The sequence below is a fragment of the Variovorax sp. LjRoot84 genome (assembly GCF_964254305.1).
In the GTDB taxonomy this organism is placed as follows: Bacteria; Pseudomonadota; Gammaproteobacteria; order Burkholderiales; family Burkholderiaceae_C; genus Variovorax.
In genome coordinates this window covers 4,710,521-4,729,874 of record NZ_CAXUTE020000001.1, presented here as the reverse complement: position 1 = coordinate 4,729,874, position 19,354 = coordinate 4,710,521, and the positions used below count along the sequence as shown (strand labels likewise).

Below are 19,354 nucleotides of genomic sequence, written 5' to 3'. Positions count from 1 at the left end.
TGAGCAAGCAACGGGGGTGAGCAAAGGAATCACGATGGGAAAAATCACCGGCTTCATGGAGCATGAGCGCATCGAGGAGGGCTACAAGCCCGTCAAGGAGCGCGTCAAGCATCACAAGGAATTCGTTGTCGGGCTCGACGAGGCCCAGGCCAAGGTGCAGGGTGCGCGCTGCATGGACTGCGGCACGCCCTTCTGCAACAGCGGTTGCCCGGTCAACAACATCATTCCGGACTTCAACGACCTGGTCTACCAAAGCGACTGGCAGAGCGCCTTCGTGGTGCTCGATTCGACCAACAACTTCCCGGAGTTCACCGGCCGCATCTGCCCCGCGCCCTGCGAGGCCGCCTGCGTGCTCAATGTGAACGACGACCCGGTGGGCATCAAGTCGATCGAGCACGCAATCATCGATCGCGCGTGGGAAGAAAAATGGGTCGCACCGCGGCCGGCCAAGCACAAGACCGGCAAGAAGGTCGCGGTGGTCGGCTCCGGCCCGGCCGGCATGGCGGCTGCGCAGCAGCTCGCGCGCGTCGGCCACGACGTCACCTTGTTCGAGAAGAACGACCGCATCGGCGGCCTGCTGCGCTACGGCATCCCCGACTTCAAGATGGAGAAGGTGCACATCGATCGCCGTGTCGAGCAGATGAAGGCCGAAGGCGTGGTCTTCCGCACCGGCGTGATGGTCGGCGCCGCCAAGGATCCGCTCGGCAAGGGCTCCAAGGTCACGAACTGGGCCAAGGAAATCGTCACGCCCGAGCAGCTCGACCGCGAGTTCGATGCGGTTATCTTGACCGGTGGCGCCGAGCAGTCGCGCGACCTGCCGGTGCCGGGCCGCGATCTCGATGGCATCTATTTCGCCATGGAGTTCCTGCCGCAGCAGAACAAGGTCAACGCCGGCGACAAGGTGAAGGGCCAGATCTCTGCCTCCGGCAAGCACGTGATCGTGATCGGCGGCGGCGACACCGGCTCCGACTGCGTGGGCACCAGCAACCGCCACGGCGCTGCCAGCGTCACGCAGTTCGAACTGATGCCGCAGCCGCCCGAGGAAGAAAACCGCCCGCTGACCTGGCCCTACTGGCCCTACAAGCTGCGCACCAGCTCCAGCCACGAAGAGGGCTGCGAGCGCGAGTTCGCGATCTCGACCAAGGAGTTCATCGGCGAGAAGGGCAAGCTCACCGGCCTCAAGACCGTTCGCGTGGAGTGGAAGGACGGCAAGATGGTCGAGGTCCCCGGCTCCGAAGAAGTGCTGAAGGCCGATCTGGTGCTCCTGGCCATGGGCTTCGTGAGCCCGGTCGGCAACGTGCTCGATGCCTTCGGCGTGGAGAAAGATGCGCGCGGCAATGCCAAGGCCAGCGTCGACTTCGTCGGCGGCTACGCAACCAACGTGCCCAAGGTGTTTGCCGCGGGCGACATCCGCCGTGGCCAGTCGCTGGTGGTGTGGGCGATCCGCGAAGGGCGCCAGGCGGCGCGCTCCGTCGACGAATTCCTGATGGGATTCAGCGATCTGCCGCGCTGAATTAGGCCTGGATTAGGCCCCCACTTCGGGGCATGGGCATGACCCGTGCTTCATTTATCATGGGTGCAACCGCGAGCCGGGATGCCTGAAGGCGCCCCGGCTTTTCTGTTTGATATGGACCCATCCACCACCTCCCTCGTTGAATTTCGCGACCTCGGCTTCGGCTACGGCGAGCGGCCCATCCTCGATGGCGTCTCGTTCTCGGTGCCGCGCGGAAAGGTGACGGCGCTGATGGGGGCCTCCGGCGGCGGCAAGACCACCGTGCTGCGGCTGATCGGCGGCCAGCTGCGTGCGCAGCGCGGCGAGGTGCTGGTGGACGGACAGGATGTCGGCAAGCTCGGGACCGATGCGCTCTACGCCGCGCGGCGCCGCATGGGCATGCTGTTCCAGTTCGGCGCGCTGTTCACCGACATGAGCGTGTTCGACAACGTCGCCTTTCCGCTGCGCGAGCACACGCAGTTGCCCGAAGCCCTGGTGCGCGACATCGTGCTCATGAAGCTCGATGCAGTTGGCTTGCGCGGCGCGCGGCACCTGATGCCCAGCGAGGTCTCGGGCGGCATGGCGCGGCGCGTGGCGCTGGCCCGTGCGATCGCGCTCGACCCGGATCTCGTGATGTACGACGAGCCCTTCGCCGGGCTCGACCCGATCTCGCTCGGCACCGCGGCGCGCCTGATCCGCCAGCTCAACGACACGCTGGGGCTGACCAGCGTCGTGGTCTCGCACGATCTCGAAGAGACCTTTCGCATCGCCGACCACGTGATCATCCTGGCCAACGGCGGCATTGCCGCCCAGGGTACGCCGCAGGAGGTGCGCCAGAGCGGCGATCCTCTGGTGCACCAGTTCGTCAACGCGCTGCCCGACGGGCCGGTGCATTTCCACTATCCCGGCGTCGGCGTCGAGGACGATTTCGGCAACACCCACGGAGAGCGCGAATGAGCTGGTACCGGCCCGCCGACGTGGGTTTTGCCGTGCGCTCCAAGCTCGCCGACCTGGGGCTGGGCGCCCACCTGTTCCTGCGCCTGGTGTTCCGGGGCGCGCGCAGCCTGCGCCGCTTCGGCCTGGTGCGCGACCAGATCCACTTCCTCGGCAACTACTCGCTCGCGATCATTGCGGTCTCGGGGCTGTTCGTGGGCTTCGTGCTCGGGCTGCAGGGTTACTACACGCTGCAGCGCTACGGCTCTTCGGAAGCGCTCGGCCTGCTGGTCGCGCTGAGCCTGGTGCGCGAACTCGGTCCGGTGGTCGCGGCCTTGCTGTTCGCGGGCCGCGCGGGCACCTCGTTGACGGCGGAGATCGGCCTCATGAAGGCCGGCGAACAACTAAGCGCGATGGAGATGATGGCGGTCGATCCCGTGCAGCGCATCCTCGCGCCGCGCTTCTGGGCCGGCGTGATCACCATGCCCCTGCTGGCGGCCGTGTTCAGCGCAGTCGGCGTGAGCGGCGGCTACGTGGTCGGCGTGCTGATGCTCGGCGTCGATCCGGGCGCCTTCTGGGGTCAGATGCAAGGCGGCGTCGATGTCTGGCGCGACGTCGGCAACGGCGTGGTCAAGAGCATCGTCTTCGGCTTCACGGTGACCTTCATCGCACTGCTGCAGGGTTACGAATCCCAGCCGACGCCCGAGGGCGTGTCTCGCGCCACCACCCGCACTGTGGTCGCCGCCTCGCTCGCGGTGCTCGGGCTCGATTTCCTGCTGACCGCGATGATGTTCAGTATCTAGCTAAGACGGAAGGCACATACATGCAACGTTCCAACAACGACATCTGGGTCGGCCTGTTCGTGCTGATCGGCGCGGCGGCGCTGCTCTTTCTTGCGCTGCAATCAGCCAACCTGCTGAGCCTCAGCTTCCAGAAGACCTATCCCGTCAATGCGCGCTTCGACAACATCGGCGGACTCAAGCCGCAAACCGCGGTCAAGAGCGCGGGCGTGGTGGTCGGGCGTGTCGAATCGATCACATTCGACGACAAGAACTTTCAGGCCAGCGTCACGCTCGCTTTGCAAAGCCGTTACAGTTTCCCCAAGGACAGTTCCCTCAAGATCCTGACCAGTGGCTTGCTCGGCGAGCAGTACATCGGGATCGAAGCGGGGGCTGAGGAGAAGAACCTTCAAGCCGGTGACACCATCACCGCAACGCAATCGGCCGTCGTGCTGGAGAACCTGATCGGTCAGTTTCTCTACAACAAGGCGTCCGAGGGCAGCACGCCATCGGGTAACGCCAACAAGAAATGAAACCGCGATCCACTTCCAACTTTTCGTCCGCGATCCGCGGCGCTTCTGTTCTGCGCCGCCTCGGCGCGCTTGCCCTTCTCGCCATCGCGAGCGGCTGCGCGACCGGTCCCCACCCCAATCCGGCCGATCCCTTCGAGCCTTTCAATCGCGGGGTTTCACGCTTCAACGACGCCGTCGACGACGCAGTGCTGCGTCCCGCCGCGACGGCCTACCGCGAAGTGCTGCCCTCGCCGGTGCGCACGGGCGTCAACAACTTCTTCGGCAACCTGTCCGACGTCTGGAGCTTCGTCAACAGCGTGCTGCAGCTGAAGCTGCAGAACAGCGCCGAGACCTTCATGCGCGTGAACGTCAACACCGTCTTCGGACTGGGCGGCCTGCTCGACATCGCCACCGAGGCCGGCATCGACCGCCACAGCGAAGACTTCGGCCAGACCCTGGGCCGCTGGGGCGTGCCGAGCGGTCCTTACGTGGTGCTGCCGCTGTTCGGATCGTCGACCTTGCGCGACACGGCGGCGTGGCCGATCGATCGGCGGGGCGATCTGCTGCGCGCGTTGAACGACATTCCGGTGCGCAACTCGCTGTATGTGCTGCGCGTGATCGATGGCCGGGCCAGCCTGCTGCGTGCAGGCCAGCTGCTCGATGATGCCGCGCTGGACAAGTATTCGTTCACCCGCGATGCCTTCCTGCAGCGCCGGCGCAACGAAGTGCACGACGGCAACCTGCCGAATGATGGCAACGAGTGAGTCCGGCGCTTGCATCCCGTTGCGGCCCTTTACCTCCGAGCGGGAACCGTGCAGGCGAACCGTTTCTCCAATTTGCCACGGTCGTCTGACCTGAAACTTCAAACAAGGGACTTATCGATGAACCAGATCCTGCAACGCCGCTCCTTCGGACGCCTGATGCTGGCCGGCCTGCTGCTCGCGGGCGCCGCCGCCTTCGTGCGGCCTGTCCACGCTGCCGACGAAGCGCCCGACGCGCTGGTGAAGCGCCTCTCGACCGATGTGCTCGAAACCATCAAGGCCGACAAGACGATCAAGGCGGGCGACGTCAACAAGATCATGGTCCTGGTCGACACCAAGATCATGCCGAACGTGAACTTCCAGCGCATGACCGCTTCGGCGGTGGGCCCGGCCTGGCGCCAGGCCACGCCCGAGCAGCAACAGCGCCTCCAGGAAGAATTCAAGAAGCTGCTGGTGCGCACCTATGCGGGCGCGCTCGACCAGGTGAGCGACCAGTCCGTGACCGTGCGCCCCTTCCGCGGCTCGCCCGACGACAAGGAAGTGCTGGTGCGCAGCGAGGTCCGCGGCAGCGGCGACCCGGTGCAACTCGATTACCGGCTCGAGAAGACGCCCGGCGAGGCCGGCGGCTGGAAGATCTACAACCTGAACGTGCTCGGCGTGTGGCTGGTCGATACCTACCGCAGCCAGTTCGCGCAGGAAATCAACGCCAAGGGCATCGACGGCCTGATCGCCAAGCTGGTGGAGCGCAACAAGCTCAACGGCAAGAAGTGACAGGAAAGAGCGCCCGATGCTGGTCCTGCCGCCCAAGCTGACGCACGACGACGCGCCCGCGTGCGTGCTCATGCTCCGGCAGGGGCTCGCAGGGCAGACGGGTTCGTCCACCGTGGTCGATGCCAGCGCGCTGGCGCAGTTCGATTCGTCGGCACTCGCGGTGCTGCTCGAATGCCGGCGCGAGTCGAGTGCGCTCGGTCGCGGCTTCGCGGTGAAGGGCTTGCCGTCGCGCCTGCGCGAGCTCGCGTCGCTGTACGGTGTGGCAGGCCTTTTGCCGGCCGCACCGTAGAAGATGTCAGCCCCCCGGCTTTTCACTCCGCTTCGCTGCGTGTAATTCGCCACCCCCCCGAGGGGGAGGCGCGGCTCGCCTTGGGGCGGCCCGGCGGCGGCGGCATCCGGCAATAAGACCGTTGCGAGGCAGCTTGCGACGTCGCCCCGTAAAATCGCGGGTTCCCATGCCCGCGATCTCCTTCCAATCGGTCTCCAAGACCTATCCTGCCTCACGCCAGCAACGCGCCCAGGGAAAGCCCGGCTTGCGCGCGGTCGACGAGGTCACGTTCCAGATCGAAGAGGGCGAGTTCTTCGGCCTGCTGGGCCCCAACGGTGCCGGCAAGACCACCTTGATCAGCATGCTCGCCGGCCTCTCGCGGCCGAGCTCGGGCGCCATCAGCGTCCATGGTTTCGACGTCCAGCGCGACTACGCCCAGGCGCGCCGCCAGCTCGGCGTGGTGCCGCAGGAACTGGTGTTCGACCCTTTCTTCAACGTTCGCGAGTCGCTGCGCATCCAGTCGGGTTACTTCGGCATCAAGAACAACGACGACTGGATTGACGAACTCCTGCTCAGCCTCGGTCTCGCCGACAAGGCCGGCGCCAACATGCGCCAGCTCTCCGGCGGCATGAAGCGCCGCGTACTGGTGGCGCAGGCGCTGGTGCACAAGCCGCCCGTGATCGTGCTCGACGAGCCGACCGCCGGCGTCGATGTCGAGCTGCGCCAGACCCTGTGGCAGTTTGTCGCCAAGCTCAACAAGCAGGGCAGCACCGTGCTGCTGACCACCCACTACCTCGAAGAAGCCGAGGCGCTGTGCCATCGCATCGCGATGCTCAAGCAGGGTCGCGTGATCGCGCTGGACCGCACGAGCGAGCTGCTTCGTTCGGCCGCCAGCAACGTGCTGCGCTTCAAGACCGACGGCATGCTGCCCTGGGCTCTCGCGCAGCACGCCCGCATCACCGGCCGCATCGTGCAACTGCCGGCGCAGAACGCCCGCGAGGTCGAACAGATGCTCGCCGCCATTCGGGAGGCCGGGCTCGACGTGGAAGACGTCGAGATGCGCAAGGCCGATCTCGAAGACGTGTTCATCGACCTGATGGCCGGTGAGCAGACTCCCTTGGAGGTGGCGCGATGATGGTCGGTGCGCTCGGCTGGCGTGCCTTGCTCTACAAGGAAACGCTGCGCTTCTGGAAGGTCGGCTTCCAGACCGTCGGCGCCCCCGTTCTGACCGCGGTGCTCTACCTGATGGTGTTCGGCCACGTGCTCGAAGACCACGTCAAGGTCTACGGGACGGTGAGCTACACGGCCTTCCTGGTGCCCGGCCTCGTGATGATGAGCGTGCTTCAGAACGCATTTGCCAACAGCTCCTCGTCCATCATCCAGAGCAAGATCATGGGCAGCCTGGTGTTCGTGCTGCTGACGCCGTTGTCGCATTGGGGCTGGTTCTTCGCCTACGTGGGTTCCTCGATCCTGCGCGGCCTGGCGGTGGGTGTGGGCGTGTTCGCGGTGACCGCACTGTTTGCCATGCCGAGCTTCGTCGCCCCGCTGTGGATCCTCGTGTTCGCCTTCCTGGGCGCCGCCATGCTCGGCACACTGGGCCTGATCGCCGGCCTCTGGGCCGAGAAGTTCGACCAGATGGCGGTGTTCCAGAACTTCCTGATCATGCCGATGACTTTTCTCTCCGGCGTGTTCTATTCGATCAACTCGCTGCCGCCGTTCTGGCAGACCGTGAGCCACCTGAATCCCTTCTTCTACATGATCGACGGCTTCCGCTACGGCTTCTTCGGCGTCAGCGACGCCTCGCCCTGGCTGAGCCTGGCGATCGTCGGCAGCGCCTGGCTCGTCGTCAGCGCCGTCGCCGTTCACTTGCTTCGCATCGGCTACAAGATCCGAGGATGACCATGACTGCCGAAGAGCTCCAATCAATCATCCAGGCCGGCCTGCCCTGCCAGCACATCGCGCTCGAGGGCGATGGTCGCCATTGGTACGCCACCATCGTTTCTGCCGAGTTCGAGGGCAAGCGCGCGATCCAGCGACATCAGCGGGTCTACGCCACCCTCGGTGCCAAAATGCACACCGACGAAGTGCATGCGCTTTCGATGAAGACCTACACGCCCGCCGAATGGGCGGACCAAAACTCCTAGTTCTCTCGCTGGATCTTTCATGGACAAACTTCTGATTCGCGGCGGGCGCACGCTCCGCGGCGAGGTGCTCATTTCCGGCGCGAAGAACGCCGCGCTGCCCGAACTCTGTGCGGCCTTGCTGACCGACCGGCCCGTCACGCTGCACAACGTGCCGCGCCTGAACGACGTCACGACCATGCTCAAGCTGATCCGCAACATGGGCGTGGCGGCCGAGCGCGACGACAAAGGCACCGTGCGCATCGACGCCGGACCGCTGCACACGGCCGAGGCGCCTTACGAGCTCGTGAAGACCATGCGCGCGTCGGTGCTCGCGCTCGGACCGCTCCTGACGCGCTTCGGCAAGGCCAGGGTGTCGCTGCCGGGCGGCTGTGCCATCGGTTCGCGGCCGGTCGATCAGCACATCAAGGGCCTGCAGGCCATGGGTGCCGAGATCGTGGTCGAGCACGGCTATATGGTGGCCAGCCTCGCGGGCGGCGCCAAGCGCCTGCACGGCGCGCGCATCACGACCGACATGGTGACCGTCACTGGCACCGAGAACTTCCTCATGGCCGCCGCGCTGGCCGACGGCGAGACCGTGCTGGAAAACGCGGCCCAGGAGCCCGAGATCTCCGACCTGGCCGAGATGCTGATCGAGATGGGCGCGAAGATCGAAGGGCACGGCACCAGCCGCATCCGCATCCAGGGCGTCGACAAGCTCAACGGCTGCACGCACCAGGTGGTGGCCGACCGCATCGAGGCCGGCACTTTCCTGTGCGCCGTCGCGGCCACCGGCGGCGATGTCGTGCTGAAGCATGGCCGCGCCGACCACCTCGATGCGGTGATCGAGAAACTGCGCGAGGCGGGTGCCCAGGTGGCCGCGGTGGACGGCGGCATCCGCGTCCAGAGCCAGGGCCGCCTCAAGGCGCAGAGCTTCCGCACCACCGAATACCCGGGTTTTCCGACCGACATGCAGGCCCAGTTCATGGCGCTCAACGTGATCGCCGAAGGCACCTCGACCGTGACCGAGACGATCTTCGAGAACCGCTTCATGCACGTCGACGAGATGCTGCGCCTGGGCGCCAAGATCCAGACCGACGGCAAGGTCGCCGTGATCGAAGGCGTTGCGCAGCTCTCGGGCGCGACCGTGATGGCGACCGACCTGCGCGCCTCGGCCAGCCTCGTGATCGCCGGGCTGGTGGCCGACGGCGAAACGCTGGTCGACCGCATCTACCACCTGGACCGCGGCTACGACCGCATGGAAAGCAAGCTGCGCGGCCTCGGCGCCGACATCGAGCGCGTGGCCGGGCCGGCGGAGATGCAGCCGTGATCACGCTCGCCCTGTCCAAGGGCCGCATCTTCGAGGAAACGCTGCCGCTCCTGGCCGCGGCCGGCATCGAGGTGACCGAGGACCCCGAGAAATCGCGCAAGCTGATTCTCGCGACCACGCGGCCTGACGTGCGCGTGGTGCTGGTGCGCGCCTCGGACGTGCCCACCTACGTGCAGTACGGCGGCGCCGATCTCGGCGTGACCGGGCTCGACGTGCTGCTCGAGTACGGCAACCAGGGCCTCTACCAGCCGCTCGACCTGCGCATCGCGGCCTGCCGCCTGAGCGTGGCCGTGCGCGCCGACTACGACTACGAATCGGCCGTCAAGCAGGGCTCGCGCATCAAGGTCGCGACCAAGTACGTCGGCCTGGCGCGCGAGTTCTTCGCCAGCAAGGGCGTGCACGTCGACCTGATCAAGCTCTACGGCAGCATGGAGCTTGCGCCGCTCACCGGCCTGGCCGACGCCATCGTCGACCTGGTGTCGACCGGCAACACGCTCAAGGCCAACCATCTGGTCGAGGTCGAGCGCATCATGGACATCAGCGCGCGCCTGGTGGTCAACCAGGCCGCGCTCAAGCTCAAGCAAGCGCCGATCCGCCGCATCATCGACGCCTTCGCCTCGGCCATTCCTTCCGCCTGACGATGAACCTGAAAGCCTCTCCCGCACGCCTGTCGACCGCCTCGGCCGGCTTCGAAGCCGATTTCAAGGCGCGGCTGCACTGGTCGGCCGAAGCGGATGCCGCCATCGAGCAGGTGGTCGCGGACATCCTGGCCGACGTCCAGCGGCGCGGCGACACGGCGGTGCTCGAGTACACGCGCCGTTTCGACCGGCTCGACGTGGCCGGCATGGAAACGCTGGAACTCAAGGCCGACGAATTGCGCGCCGCCTTCGATGCATTGCCCGCAGTGCAGCGCGAAGCGCTCGAAGCCGCGGCCCGCCGCGTGCGCGGCTACCACGAGGCGCAGAAGAAGGCCAACGGCGAAAGCTGGAGCTACCGCGATGCCGACGGCACGCTGCTGGGCCAGAAGGTCACGCCACTGGATCGCGTCGGCATCTACGTGCCGGGCGGCAAGGCCGCCTACCCGTCGAGCGTGCTCATGAACGCCATTCCCGCGCACGTGGCGGGAGTCGGCGAAATCATCATGGTCGTGCCCACGCCCGGCGGCGAGAAGAATCCGCTGGTGCTGGCTGCGGCGCACGTGGCCGGCGTGACGCGCGCCTTCACCATCGGCGGCGCGCAGGCGGTGGCCGCACTGGCCTATGGCACGGAAACCATCCCGAAGGTCGACAAGATCACCGGCCCCGGCAATGCCTATGTCGCCAGTGCCAAGAAGCGCGTCTTCGGCACCGTCGGCATCGACATGATCGCCGGCCCGAGCGAGATCCTGGTGCTGGCCGACGGCAGCACGCCGGCCGACTGGGTGGCGATGGACCTCTTCAGCCAGGCCGAGCACGACGAACTCGCGCAGAGCATCCTGCTCAGCCCCGACGCGGCCTACATCGATCGCGTGCAGCAGGAAATCGACCGCCTGCTGCCCTCGATGCCGCGCGCCGAGATCATCGCGGCCTCGCTCAACGGCCGCGGCGCGCTGATCCACACGCGCAGCATGGAAGAGGCCTGCGCGATCAGCAACCGCATCGCGCCGGAACACCTGGAGGTCAGCAGCCGCGAGCCGCAGCGCTGGGAGCCGCTGCTCAAGCATGCCGGCGCGATCTTCCTCGGCGCCTACACCAGCGAAAGCCTCGGCGATTACTGCGCCGGTCCCAACCACGTGCTGCCCACCAGCGGCACCGCGCGTTTCAGCTCGCCGCTGGGGGTCTACGATTTCCAGAAGCGCTCGAGCCTGATCGAGGTCAGCGAGGAGGGGGCGCAAGCCCTGGGCCGCATCGCCGTGACCTTGGCCGAAGGCGAGGGCTTGCCCGCGCACGCCGAAGCGGCCCGCCTGCGCCTGCGCTGAAGGGGGCGAAGCGATGCGAATGCTATCGTTCGGGCCTGGCCTGGCCCTCGCGCTGCTGACCTTCGGCGCCGCCTGCCAGGCCATGAGCATCCGCGAGCTGCGCTCGCTGGAAGCCAATGAAAAGGACGGCAAGCTCTACGCCAACTACTATCTCGTCGGCGTGGTCGAGGGCCTGCGCGAGGCCGGCGACATGGCCCAGCGCGCGGGCCAGAAGCCACCGTTCTGCATCAACGGCCGCCGTCTCGAGCCCGCGATGGCGCGCTCGCTCTACCAAACCGAACTGACGCGCAATGCCGACAGCTACGAGGCCGACATGCCGGTGCAGCTCGTGATCTCGGCCGCGCTGCGCAACAGCTACCGCTGCGCACCCTGAACCGTATGACATCTTCTTCTGCCGCCACCACCGAACGCACGCTGGGCCGCATCCGCGCCGACGTCCAGTCCATGCATGCCTACGCCGTGCAGGATGCGCGCGGGCTGATCAAGCTCGACGCCATGGAGAACCCCTTCGGCCTGCCGCCCGCGCTGCAGGCCGCGCTGGGCCAGCGGCTGGGCGCACTCGCGCTGAACCGCTATCCCGGCGCACGCGGCGCCGACCTGCAGCGCGCGCTGGCGGCCTATGCCGCCATACCCGAGGGCTTCGGGCTGATGCTCGGCAACGGTTCGGACGAACTGATCTCGCTGCTCGCCATGGCCTGCGACCTGCCGGGGGCGGCCATCCTGGCGCCGGTGCCCGGCTTCGTGATGTACGCGATCAGCGCCCAGCTGCAGGGCCTGCGCTTCGCCGGCGTGCCGCTGACGGCTGATTTCGAGCTCGACGAGGCCGCCATGCTCGAGGCCATCGCGCGCGAGAAGCCGGCCATCGTCTACCTCGCCTATCCCAACAACCCGACCGCCAACCTCTGGGACGATGCCGTGATCGAAAAGATCATCGAGGCCCAGGGCGCGCAGGGCGGCCTGGTGGTGATCGACGAGGCCTACCAGCCCTTCGCCGGCCGCAGCTGGATCGACCGCATCGCGCGCCACGGCCACGTGCTCCTGATGCGCACGCTCAGCAAGTTCGGCCTGGCGGGCGTCCGGCTGGGCTACCTGATCGGCCCCCAGGCCCTGATCGCCGAGATCGACAAGGTGCGCCCGCCCTACAACATCAGCGTGCTCAATTGCGAGTGCGCGCTGTTCGCGCTGGAGCACGCCGAGGTGTTTGCCGGGCAGGCGGCGGAGATCCGCGCCCAGCGCCAGCGCATTTTCGAGGCGCTGGCCCGGCTGCCTGCGGTGAAGAGCTGGCCCAGCGACGCCAACATGATCCTGGTGCGCGTGCCCGATGCCACCCGGACCTTCGAGGGAATGAAGGCGCGCGGCGTGCTGGTCAAGAACGTTTCTAAAATGCACCCATTGCTCGCTAACTGCCTGCGCCTGACCGTCGGAACCATCGACGAGAATGCGCAGATGCTTGCGGCCCTCGAAGCATCCCTATGAACACCCCCTCGGCACCCGAAGCAGTCGTCGCCGCCGGCGCGCGCACGGCCACCGTCACGCGCAACACCGCGGAGACGAAGATCACGGTCCGCGTCGACCTCGACGGCAGCGGCCGCTCGAAGCTGTCCACCGGCATCGGCTTCTTCGACCACATGCTCGACCAGATCGCCCGCCACGGCCTGATCGACCTCGACATCGATTGCCAGGGCGACCTGCACATCGACGGCCACCACACGGTGGAAGACGTGGGCATCACCCTCGGCCAGGCGGTCGCGAAAGCGGTCGGCGACAAGAAGGGCATCCGGCGCTATGGCCACGCCTACGTGCCGCTCGACGAGGCGCTGAGCCGCGTCGTGATCGATTTCTCCGGCCGTCCGGGCCTGGTCATGCACGTGCCCTTCACCAGCGGCATGATCGGCACTTTCGACAGCCAGCTCACCTACGAGTTCTTCCAGGGCTTCGTCAACCACGCCTTCGTGACCCTGCACATCGACAACCTCAAGGGCGTCAACGCCCACCACCAGTGCGAAACCGTGTTCAAGGCCTTCGCGCGCGCGCTGCGCGCGGCGCTCGAACTCGATCCGCGCTCGGCCGGCGTCATTCCTTCGACGAAGGGCTCGCTCTGACCAAAAACACCGTCGCCGTCGTCGACTACGGCATGGGCAACCTGCGCTCGGTATCGCAGGCCGTCCAGCACGCGGCCGACCAGGTCGGGGTCGAGGTCTTCGTGACCTCCGACCCGGAGGTCGTGCGCCGCGCCACGCGCGTCGTGCTGCCGGGGCAGGGCGCCATGCCCGACTGCATGCGCGAACTGCGCGACTCCGGCCTGCAGGATTCGGTGCTCGAAGCGGCCGCCGCCAAGCCGCTCTTCGGCGTCTGCGTCGGCATGCAGATGCTGCTGTCGACGAGCGACGAGGGGCCAACCGAGGGCCTGGGCCTGATTCCCGGCGAAGTGCGCAAGTTCGAGCTGGCGGGCCGTCTCCAGCCGGACGGCAGCCGCTACAAGGTGCCGCAGATGGGCTGGAACCAGGTCATGCAGATGCGGCCGCACCCGGTGTGGACGGGCGTGCCGGACCAGAGTTACTTCTATTTCGTGCACAGCTTCTATGCGCGGCCGGCGGATGCCCGCCACAGCGCGGGCGAAGCAGAATACGGCGAGCGCTTTACCGCCGCCATTGCACGCGATAATATTTTTGCGACCCAGTTCCACCCCGAGAAGAGTGCGGACCACGGGCTGCAGCTCTATAGAAACTTTCTCCACTGGAATCCCTGAGGAAGCAGTTCCTGCGCTTCATCGCTCGTTCCACGCAATCCCGCACCATGCTCCTCATTCCTGCGATCGATCTCAAGGACGGCCATTGTGTTCGCCTCAAGCAAGGCGACATGGACCAGTCCACCACCTTCAGCGAAGACCCGGCCGCGATGGCGCGCAGATGGATCGAAGCCGGCGCACGGCGGCTGCACCTGGTCGACCTGAACGGCGCTTTTGCCGGCAAGCCGCAGAACCATGCGGCGATCAAGGCGATCCTGAAGGAGGTCGGCGACGACATCCCGGTGCAGCTCGGTGGCGGCATCCGCGACCTCGACACCATCGAGCGCTACATCGACGACGGCCTGCGCTACGTGATCATCGGCACGGCTGCGGTCAAGAACCCCGGCTTCCTCAAGGATGCCTGCAGTGCCTTCGGCGGCCACATCATCGTCGGCCTCGACGCCAAGGACGGCAAGGTCGCGACCGACGGCTGGAGCAAGCTCACGGGCCATGAGGTGGCCGACCTGGGCAAGAAGTTCGAGGACTACGGCGTCGAATCGATCATCTACACCGACATCGGCCGCGACGGCATGCTCTCGGGCATCAACATCGAGGCCACGGTGAAGCTGGCCCAGGCGCTCACCATCCCGGTGATCGCATCGGGCGGGCTCTCGAACATGGCCGACATCGACAAGCTCTGCGCGGTCGAATCGGACGGCATCGAGGGCGTGATCTGCGGTCGGGCCATCTACTCGGGCGACCTCGATTTCGCCGCTGCGCAAGCGCGCGCCGACGAACTCGCAGAGCAATAGCTCACCTATTCTGTTTTTACCGCCAGCGTCTGGATGATGGTCTCCAGCTGCGGGCTCATCGGCAGATTGATGCTGGTGCTCGAAAGAGGCAGCTTCTGCAGGAACCAGCGCTTGTACTGGCGCTCGATCTCGCCGTCGATGGCCAGCGCCTGGAAGCTGTCGTTCACCACCTTGGCCAGCTGCGCATCGCCCTTGCGGTACATGATGCCGTAGGGGTCGTAGGAGAGGAAGTCGCCGACCACCTGGTACTCGCCCTGCACCTTGCCCTTGTTCTGCGCGATCAGGCCATAGAGCAGCACGTCGTCGGTCGCAAAGGCATCGGCCTGGCCGGCCACCACCTGCGCGAAAGACTCCGCATGGTCGCGCATCACGATCAGGTTCAAGTTGAGCTTGAATTTCTGCGACAGGTCCTGCATCGTCTTCTCGTTGGTCGTGCCGCGCGTCACGGTCACTTTTTTGCCGGCCAGGTCGCGAAATCCCTTGATCGGCGAACCTTTCTTCACCAGCACCTTGGTGCCCGAAACGAAGATCGTGGGCGAGAAGGCCACGCGCTTCTGGCGCTCGAGGTTGTTGGTGGTGGAGCCGCATTCGAGATCGACCTGGCCCTTTTCCACCGCATCGATGCGCGACTCGGAGGTGACGGGCACCCACTTGATCTCCAGGCTCTTGTGTACTGCCTCCTCGATCGCGGCCACCAGCGCGCGGCACAGCTCGATCGAGTAGCCGATCGGTTCGTTGCGCGGCGACAGGTAGGAGAACGGGATCGACGATTCGCGGTAGCCGATCGTGATGGCGCCGGCGTCGCGCACCTTGGCCAGCGTGCCCGTCAGCGCTGCGGGCGCCGCCGGGGCGGGCTCGGGCTGCGCGCGGGCCATTGCAGACATGCCGAGTGCTGCCGCGAACAGCGCAACAGCGAGCGACGATTTCCAGGTGGGCTTCATGGCCGTGCCTCAGGCATGAACCGGGTGGGCCAGCGTGGCCTTGAATTCCTCGTCGATCTTGCTGGCGTTGGCCGCGGCATCGCTCTCCGAAAGCAGCTCGCCCTCCCACTTGGCCACCACCGCCGTGGCGATCGAGTTGCCCACCGCGTTGGTGGCCGAGCGGCCCATGTCGAGGAAAGTGTCCACGCCCAGGATCAGCAGCAGCCCGGCCTCGGGGATGTTGAACTGGTTCAGCGTGGCGGCGATCACCACCAGCGAGGCGCGCGGCACGCCGGCCATGCCCTTGGAGGTGAGCATCAGGATCAGCAGCATCGTGATCTGGGTGCCGAGCGACAGCTCGATGCCGTAGGCCTGGGCGATGAAAAGCACGGCGAAGGTGCAGTACATCATCGAGCCGTCGAGGTTGAAGGAGTAGCCCATGGGCATCACGAAGCTCGAGATCTTGCGCTTGACGCCGAAGCGGTCGAGCGCGTCCAGGATCTTCGGATAGGCCGCTTCCGAGCTCGCCGTCGCAAAGGACAGCAGGAAGGCCTCCTTGATCAGCACCAGCAGCTTGAACACGCGCGGGCCGAGGAAGGCGAAGCCGGCGAAGATCAGGACGCCCCACAGCAGGAACAGGCCGATGTAGAAGTCGCCCATGAAGACTGCGAACTTGAGCAGGATCTCCAGCCCGTTCACCGCCACGGTGGCGGCCATGGCGGCCATCACGGCCAGCGGCGCCAGCTTCATGACGTAGCCGGTGATCTTCAGCATGGCGTGGGAGAGCTCGTCGATCGCGTTGACCAGGGTCTTGGCCTTGTCGCCGAGCGAGGCGAGCGCGACGCCGAAGAACATGGAGAACACCACGATCTGCAGGATCTCGTTGTTGGCCATGGCCTCGGCGAAGGACTTGGGCACCAGGTGACTGACGAAGTCCTTCAGGGTGAACTTGGAGGTCGCGAGGTTGGCCGAGGCGCCGATGTCGGGCAGCGGCAGGCCCAGGTTGAGGCCCGGCTGCAGCAGATTGGCCATGATCAGGCCCAGCACCAGCGAGACCAGGGACGCGGTGATGAACCAGCCCAGCGCCTTGCCGAAGACGCGCCCCACCGAGGCCGCGTCGCCCATGTGGGCGATGCCCACCACCAGGGTGGAGAACACCAGCGGGCCGATCAGCATCTTGATCAGCCGCAGGAACACGTCCGACATGATCGAGATGTAGCCTGCGATCTGCGTGGCCACCTTCTTGTCGGGAAAGTTGATGAAGATCATGTAGCCGATCAAGATGCCGATCACCATCGCGATCAGGATCCAGGCTGCCGGCGGCAATTTCCTTTTCATGTGCGAGCCCCTTCTTGTTGAACAAGTGATGTGGAGATGACGTCCCTCACCGCCAATCCGCATGCCGCGGCCGCCGGCTGTCGCGATTTCATGCCAAAACCATGCCGGCTGCAATGCGAATTCGGCCTGCGGCCATGCCGTTGCGGCCTGGGGTGACACGGGCCAAACCTAGAATCGGGTCATGTCCTTCAAAGAGATCGTCTTCCGCGGCCAGCCTGCACTGCACCTCGCCCTGCCGGGGGGCAGCGCCTGCACCGTGGCGAGGCACGGCGCTCACCTGCTGTCGTGGACCACGGCCGACGGCGTCGAGCGTCTCTACCTGAGCCCCGAGGCGCGCTTCGACGGCCAGAGCGCGATCCGCGGCGGCGTGCCGATCTGCTGGCCGCAGTTCAACCAGCGCGGGCCGCTGCCCAAGCACGGTTTCGTGCGCAACCTCGCATGGCAGGCCGAGGCGCCCACCGCCGGCGGCAAGGGCGACACGCTCGTTCTCTCGCTGCATGACAACGAGGCCACCCGCGCCATCTGGCCGCACGCCTTTCACGCACGGCTGGCTGTGACGCTGGCGCCGCATTCGCTGCGCATCGCGCTGTCGATCGACAACACCGGCCGCGGGCCCTGGTCCTTTGCGGCCGCGCTGCACAGCTACCTGCGCGTGGACGACATTGCCGCCGCCTCGCTGGAAGGGCTGCAGGGCGCCAATCGCTGGGACGCGGTGCGCGACGACCGGCATGTCGACCTGGCGCCCGCGCTGCGCTTCGGCACCGAATTCGACAGCGTCTACACGGCGCCCGCGCGGCCGCTGCGGCTGGTACAGCCTTCCGGCACGCTCGAGATCGCGCAAAGCGCGAGCTGCACCGAAACGGTGGTGTGGAACCCCGGCCCGGCGCTGAGCGCCCAGCTGGCCGACCTGCCCGACGACGGCTGGCGCCACATGCTCTGCGTCGAGGCGGCGCGCATCGACGAGCCCGTGCTGCTCGCGCCGGGTGCCGCATGGCAGGGCTGGCAGCAGCTCACCATCCTTTGAATCTCCCGCAAACCCTGAACCCGCCATGCTCGCCAAACGCATCATTCCCTGTCTCGACGTCACCGGCGGCCGCGTCGTCAAAGGCGTCAACTTCGTCGAGCTGCGCGATGCCGGCGATCCGGTCGAGATCGCGGCGCGCTACAACGCGCAGGGCGCCGACGAGCTGACCTTTCTCGACATCACGGCCACCAGCGACGGCCGCGACCTGATCCTGCCGATCATCGAGGCGGTGGCCTCGCAGGTCTTCATTCCGCTGACCGTCGGCGGCGGCGTGCGCACTGTCGAGGACGTGCGCCGCCTGCTCAACGCGGGCGCCGACAAGACCAGCTTCAACTCGGCCGCCATCGCGAACCCGCAGGTGATCGACGACGCGTCGCGCAAGTACGGTGCCCAGTGCATCGTGGTCGCGATCGACGCCAAGCGGCGCTCGGCCGAGGATGCGGCCTTGCGCGGGCCCGGCTGGGACGTCTACAGCCATGGCGGCCGCAAGAACACGGGGCTCGACGCGGTGCGATGGGCTGTCGAAATGGCGCGCCGCGGCGCCGGCGAGATTCTCTTGACCAGCATGGACCGGGATGGCACCAAGAGCGGCTTCGACCTCGAGCTCACGCGCGCCGTCAGCGATGCGGTCAGCGTGCCGGTGATCGCCTCCGGCGGTGTCGGCAATCTCGAGCACCTGGCCGACGGCATCCAGGCCGGCGGCGCCGATGCCGTGCTGGCGGCCAGCATCTTCCACTACGGCGAATACACCGTCGGCGAGGCCAAGGCCTGCATGGCGGCGCGCGGCATTCCTGTGCGCCTGTGACCGACAATACCCCGATGAACTGGCTCGACGAAGTGAAGTGGGATGCGAACGGCCTGGTGCCCGTGATCGCGCAGGAACAGGGCAGCAAGGACGTGCTGATGTTCGCCTGGATGAACCGCGAGGCGCTGGCCAGGACGGCCGAGCTGGGCCGCGCCGTGTATTTCAGCCGCTCGCGCGGCAAGCTCTGGTTCAAGGGCGAGGAATCGGGCCACGTGCAGACCGTGCACGAGATCCGGCTCGACTGCGACAACGACGTGGTGCTGCTCCAGGTCACCCAGCGCGGCCACGAGCCCGGCATCGCCTGCCATACCGGGCGCCACAGCTGCTTTTTCAGCAAGTACGAGAACGGCCAGTGGACCGTGACCGAGCCGGTCTTGAAAGACCCCGAATCGATCTACACATCGTCCCCAAGATGAGCGCCGACGCCCCCGAACGCAATGCCGAAGACGCGCTCGCGCGACTGGCCGCCGTGATCGAAAGTCGGCTGCCCGCGCGCGGCGGCGACCCCGAGAAGAGCTACGTGGCACGCTTGCTGCACCGCGGCCCCGACGCCTTTCTCAAGAAGATCGGCGAGGAAGCGACCGAGGTGGTGATGGCCGCGAAGGACGCCGACCATGGCGGCGAGCGCACGAAAATAGTGAACGAAGTGGCCGATCTCTGGTTCCACAGCATGGTGGCGCTGGCCCACTACGGCTTTTCGCCGCGCGACGTGGTGGCCGAGCTCGAGCGCCGCGAAGGCTTGAGCGGCATCGAGGAAAAGGCCCTGCGCAAGGCGCAGGATCGCGAAGCTTCCAACGACTGAGA

Annotated in this window: 24 protein-coding genes; 22 read left to right on the top strand and 2 right to left on the bottom strand. The window is 66.5% G+C overall.

Annotated elements, in window-relative coordinates:
- The first annotated feature begins 34 nt into the window (after window positions 1-34).
- The 18 genes from ACSQ9I_RS23545 to hisA all read left to right on the top strand — a co-directional run bounded on the left by ACSQ9I_RS23545 (window position 35) and on the right by hisA (window position 14,463).
- Window positions 35-1,513, top strand: coding sequence for a glutamate synthase subunit beta (locus ACSQ9I_RS23545; RefSeq protein ID WP_436314646.1), 1,479 nt, complete (start codon window positions 35-37; stop codon window positions 1,511-1,513).
- 81 nt (window positions 1,514-1,594) lie between these two features.
- On the top strand, window positions 1,595-2,449 hold the full coding sequence (locus ACSQ9I_RS23540; protein WP_436293290.1) for an ABC transporter ATP-binding protein: 855 nt from the start codon (window positions 1,595-1,597) through the stop codon (window positions 2,447-2,449).
- Window positions 2,446-3,228: a lipid asymmetry maintenance ABC transporter permease subunit MlaE gene (mlaE, locus tag ACSQ9I_RS23535; protein WP_436305189.1), complete on the top strand. Its 783-nt coding sequence runs from the start codon at window positions 2,446-2,448 to the stop codon at window positions 3,226-3,228. Before ACSQ9I_RS23540 ends, mlaE begins: the two co-directional genes overlap by 4 nt.
- A gap of 20 nt (window positions 3,229-3,248) precedes the next feature.
- Window positions 3,249-3,737: an outer membrane lipid asymmetry maintenance protein MlaD gene (mlaD, locus tag ACSQ9I_RS23530; protein WP_436314645.1), complete on the top strand. Its 489-nt coding sequence runs from the start codon at window positions 3,249-3,251 to the stop codon at window positions 3,735-3,737.
- Window positions 3,734-4,480 carry an MlaA family lipoprotein gene (locus ACSQ9I_RS23525; protein WP_436314644.1) on the top strand — a complete coding sequence of 249 codons (747 nt, stop codon included), beginning with the start codon at window positions 3,734-3,736 and terminating at the stop codon, window positions 4,478-4,480. Before mlaD ends, ACSQ9I_RS23525 begins: the two co-directional genes overlap by 4 nt.
- Before the next feature lie 156 nt (window positions 4,481-4,636).
- Window positions 4,637-5,248: an MlaC/ttg2D family ABC transporter substrate-binding protein gene (locus tag ACSQ9I_RS23520; protein WP_436315814.1), complete on the top strand. Its 612-nt coding sequence runs from the start codon at window positions 4,637-4,639 to the stop codon at window positions 5,246-5,248.
- 16 nt (window positions 5,249-5,264) lie between these two features.
- Window positions 5,265-5,537 carry an STAS domain-containing protein gene (locus ACSQ9I_RS23515; RefSeq protein WP_093105624.1) on the top strand — a complete coding sequence of 91 codons (273 nt, stop codon included), beginning with the start codon at window positions 5,265-5,267 and terminating at the stop codon, window positions 5,535-5,537.
- A 166-nt stretch (window positions 5,538-5,703) separates the two neighbouring features.
- The gene (locus tag ACSQ9I_RS23510; protein ID WP_436314643.1) at window positions 5,704-6,651 is read left to right on the top strand and encodes an ABC transporter ATP-binding protein; all 948 of its coding nucleotides are present in this window, start codon (window positions 5,704-5,706) and stop codon (window positions 6,649-6,651) included.
- Entirely contained in the window at window positions 6,651-7,415 is a 765-nt protein-coding gene (locus ACSQ9I_RS23505) for an ABC transporter permease (RefSeq protein ID WP_436315813.1), read from the top strand. The genes ACSQ9I_RS23510 and ACSQ9I_RS23505 overlap by 1 nt, the downstream gene beginning before the upstream one ends.
- A gap of 2 nt (window positions 7,416-7,417) precedes the next feature.
- Window positions 7,418-7,660: a BolA family protein gene (locus ACSQ9I_RS23500; RefSeq protein ID WP_093105629.1), complete on the top strand. Its 243-nt coding sequence runs from the start codon at window positions 7,418-7,420 to the stop codon at window positions 7,658-7,660.
- Between the two features lie 19 nt (window positions 7,661-7,679).
- Entirely contained in the window at window positions 7,680-8,966 is a 1,287-nt protein-coding gene (gene murA, locus ACSQ9I_RS23495; protein WP_436305183.1) for a UDP-N-acetylglucosamine 1-carboxyvinyltransferase, read from the top strand.
- On the top strand, window positions 8,963-9,604 hold the full coding sequence (gene hisG / locus ACSQ9I_RS23490) for an ATP phosphoribosyltransferase (RefSeq protein ID WP_436314642.1): 642 nt from the start codon (window positions 8,963-8,965) through the stop codon (window positions 9,602-9,604). The genes murA and hisG overlap by 4 nt, the downstream gene beginning before the upstream one ends.
- Before the next feature lie 2 nt (window positions 9,605-9,606).
- Window positions 9,607-10,923: a histidinol dehydrogenase gene (gene hisD, locus ACSQ9I_RS23485; RefSeq protein ID WP_436314641.1), complete on the top strand. Its 1,317-nt coding sequence runs from the start codon at window positions 9,607-9,609 to the stop codon at window positions 10,921-10,923.
- A 13-nt stretch (window positions 10,924-10,936) separates the two neighbouring features.
- Window positions 10,937-11,296, top strand: a complete 360-nt coding sequence (locus ACSQ9I_RS23480; RefSeq protein ID WP_436314640.1) for a hypothetical protein — start codon at window positions 10,937-10,939, stop codon at window positions 11,294-11,296.
- 5 nt (window positions 11,297-11,301) lie between these two features.
- The gene (gene hisC, locus ACSQ9I_RS23475; RefSeq protein ID WP_436314639.1) at window positions 11,302-12,399 is read left to right on the top strand and encodes a histidinol-phosphate transaminase; all 1,098 of its coding nucleotides are present in this window, start codon (window positions 11,302-11,304) and stop codon (window positions 12,397-12,399) included.
- The gene (gene hisB, locus ACSQ9I_RS23470) at window positions 12,396-13,025 is read left to right on the top strand and encodes an imidazoleglycerol-phosphate dehydratase HisB (protein WP_093105644.1); all 630 of its coding nucleotides are present in this window, start codon (window positions 12,396-12,398) and stop codon (window positions 13,023-13,025) included. The genes hisC and hisB overlap by 4 nt, the downstream gene beginning before the upstream one ends.
- On the top strand, window positions 13,022-13,672 hold the full coding sequence (hisH, locus tag ACSQ9I_RS23465) for an imidazole glycerol phosphate synthase subunit HisH (RefSeq protein WP_436315812.1): 651 nt from the start codon (window positions 13,022-13,024) through the stop codon (window positions 13,670-13,672). The genes hisB and hisH overlap by 4 nt, the downstream gene beginning before the upstream one ends.
- A gap of 47 nt (window positions 13,673-13,719) precedes the next feature.
- The gene (hisA, locus tag ACSQ9I_RS23460; protein WP_093105649.1) at window positions 13,720-14,463 is read left to right on the top strand and encodes a 1-(5-phosphoribosyl)-5-[(5-phosphoribosylamino)methylideneamino]imidazole-4-carboxamide isomerase; all 744 of its coding nucleotides are present in this window, start codon (window positions 13,720-13,722) and stop codon (window positions 14,461-14,463) included.
- A gap of 5 nt (window positions 14,464-14,468) precedes the next feature.
- Here the strand turns inward: hisA and ACSQ9I_RS23455 are convergent, their stop codons facing one another.
- Together ACSQ9I_RS23455 and ACSQ9I_RS23450 are read right to left on the bottom strand one after the other, a co-directional pair.
- Window positions 14,469-15,404: an amino acid ABC transporter substrate-binding protein gene (locus ACSQ9I_RS23455; protein WP_436314638.1), complete on the bottom strand. Its 936-nt coding sequence runs from the start codon at window positions 15,402-15,404 to the stop codon at window positions 14,469-14,471.
- A gap of 9 nt (window positions 15,405-15,413) precedes the next feature.
- A complete protein-coding gene (locus ACSQ9I_RS23450) occupies window positions 15,414-16,721 on the bottom strand; it encodes a dicarboxylate/amino acid:cation symporter (protein WP_436314637.1) in 1,308 nt (435 codons plus the stop codon).
- A 181-nt stretch (window positions 16,722-16,902) separates the two neighbouring features.
- Here ACSQ9I_RS23450 and ACSQ9I_RS23445 point away from each other — a divergent pair, with 181 nt between their 5' ends.
- The 4 genes from ACSQ9I_RS23445 to ACSQ9I_RS23430 are packed head-to-tail and all read left to right on the top strand — an operon-like array spanning window position 16,903 to window position 19,352.
- Window positions 16,903-17,745: a D-hexose-6-phosphate mutarotase gene (locus tag ACSQ9I_RS23445; protein ID WP_436296441.1), complete on the top strand. Its 843-nt coding sequence runs from the start codon at window positions 16,903-16,905 to the stop codon at window positions 17,743-17,745.
- Between the two features lie 25 nt (window positions 17,746-17,770).
- Complete coding sequence (gene hisF / locus ACSQ9I_RS23440) at window positions 17,771-18,550, top strand: imidazole glycerol phosphate synthase subunit HisF (RefSeq protein ID WP_093105660.1); 780 nt, start codon at window positions 17,771-17,773, stop codon at window positions 18,548-18,550.
- Between the two features lie 14 nt (window positions 18,551-18,564).
- Window positions 18,565-18,966: a phosphoribosyl-AMP cyclohydrolase gene (hisI, locus tag ACSQ9I_RS23435; protein ID WP_436314636.1), complete on the top strand. Its 402-nt coding sequence runs from the start codon at window positions 18,565-18,567 to the stop codon at window positions 18,964-18,966.
- Window positions 18,963-19,352, top strand: a complete 390-nt coding sequence (locus tag ACSQ9I_RS23430; RefSeq protein WP_436305177.1) for a phosphoribosyl-ATP diphosphatase — start codon at window positions 18,963-18,965, stop codon at window positions 19,350-19,352. Before hisI ends, ACSQ9I_RS23430 begins: the two co-directional genes overlap by 4 nt.
- Window positions 19,353-19,354: the final 2 nt, after the last annotated feature.

Coding starts and splice junctions, on each gene's coding strand:
- ACSQ9I_RS23545 (WP_436314646.1), top strand. CDS start 35: ATGGGAAAAATCACCGGCTTCATGGAGCATGAGCGCATCGAGGAGGGC.
- ACSQ9I_RS23540 (WP_436293290.1), top strand. CDS start 1,595: ATGCCTGAAGGCGCCCCGGCTTTTCTGTTTGATATGGACCCATCCACC.
- mlaE (WP_436305189.1), top strand. CDS start 2,446: ATGAGCTGGTACCGGCCCGCCGACGTGGGTTTTGCCGTGCGCTCCAAG.
- mlaD (WP_436314645.1), top strand. CDS start 3,249: ATGCAACGTTCCAACAACGACATCTGGGTCGGCCTGTTCGTGCTGATC.
- ACSQ9I_RS23525 (WP_436314644.1), top strand. CDS start 3,734: ATGAAACCGCGATCCACTTCCAACTTTTCGTCCGCGATCCGCGGCGCT.
- ACSQ9I_RS23520 (WP_436315814.1), top strand. CDS start 4,637: ATGCTGGCCGGCCTGCTGCTCGCGGGCGCCGCCGCCTTCGTGCGGCCT.
- ACSQ9I_RS23515 (WP_093105624.1), top strand. CDS start 5,265: ATGCTGGTCCTGCCGCCCAAGCTGACGCACGACGACGCGCCCGCGTGC.
- ACSQ9I_RS23510 (WP_436314643.1), top strand. CDS start 5,704: ATGCCCGCGATCTCCTTCCAATCGGTCTCCAAGACCTATCCTGCCTCA.
- ACSQ9I_RS23505 (WP_436315813.1), top strand. CDS start 6,651: ATGGTCGGTGCGCTCGGCTGGCGTGCCTTGCTCTACAAGGAAACGCTG.
- ACSQ9I_RS23500 (WP_093105629.1), top strand. CDS start 7,418: ATGACTGCCGAAGAGCTCCAATCAATCATCCAGGCCGGCCTGCCCTGC.
- murA (WP_436305183.1), top strand. CDS start 7,680: ATGGACAAACTTCTGATTCGCGGCGGGCGCACGCTCCGCGGCGAGGTG.
- hisD (WP_436314641.1), top strand. CDS start 9,607: ATGAACCTGAAAGCCTCTCCCGCACGCCTGTCGACCGCCTCGGCCGGC.
- ACSQ9I_RS23480 (WP_436314640.1), top strand. CDS start 10,937: ATGCGAATGCTATCGTTCGGGCCTGGCCTGGCCCTCGCGCTGCTGACC.
- hisC (WP_436314639.1), top strand. CDS start 11,302: ATGACATCTTCTTCTGCCGCCACCACCGAACGCACGCTGGGCCGCATC.
- hisB (WP_093105644.1), top strand. CDS start 12,396: ATGAACACCCCCTCGGCACCCGAAGCAGTCGTCGCCGCCGGCGCGCGC.
- hisA (WP_093105649.1), top strand. CDS start 13,720: ATGCTCCTCATTCCTGCGATCGATCTCAAGGACGGCCATTGTGTTCGC.
- ACSQ9I_RS23455 (WP_436314638.1), bottom strand. CDS start 15,404: ATGAAGCCCACCTGGAAATCGTCGCTCGCTGTTGCGCTGTTCGCGGCA.
- ACSQ9I_RS23450 (WP_436314637.1), bottom strand. CDS start 16,721: ATGAAAAGGAAATTGCCGCCGGCAGCCTGGATCCTGATCGCGATGGTG.
- ACSQ9I_RS23445 (WP_436296441.1), top strand. CDS start 16,903: ATGTCCTTCAAAGAGATCGTCTTCCGCGGCCAGCCTGCACTGCACCTC.
- hisF (WP_093105660.1), top strand. CDS start 17,771: ATGCTCGCCAAACGCATCATTCCCTGTCTCGACGTCACCGGCGGCCGC.
- hisI (WP_436314636.1), top strand. CDS start 18,565: ATGAACTGGCTCGACGAAGTGAAGTGGGATGCGAACGGCCTGGTGCCC.
- ACSQ9I_RS23430 (WP_436305177.1), top strand. CDS start 18,963: ATGAGCGCCGACGCCCCCGAACGCAATGCCGAAGACGCGCTCGCGCGA.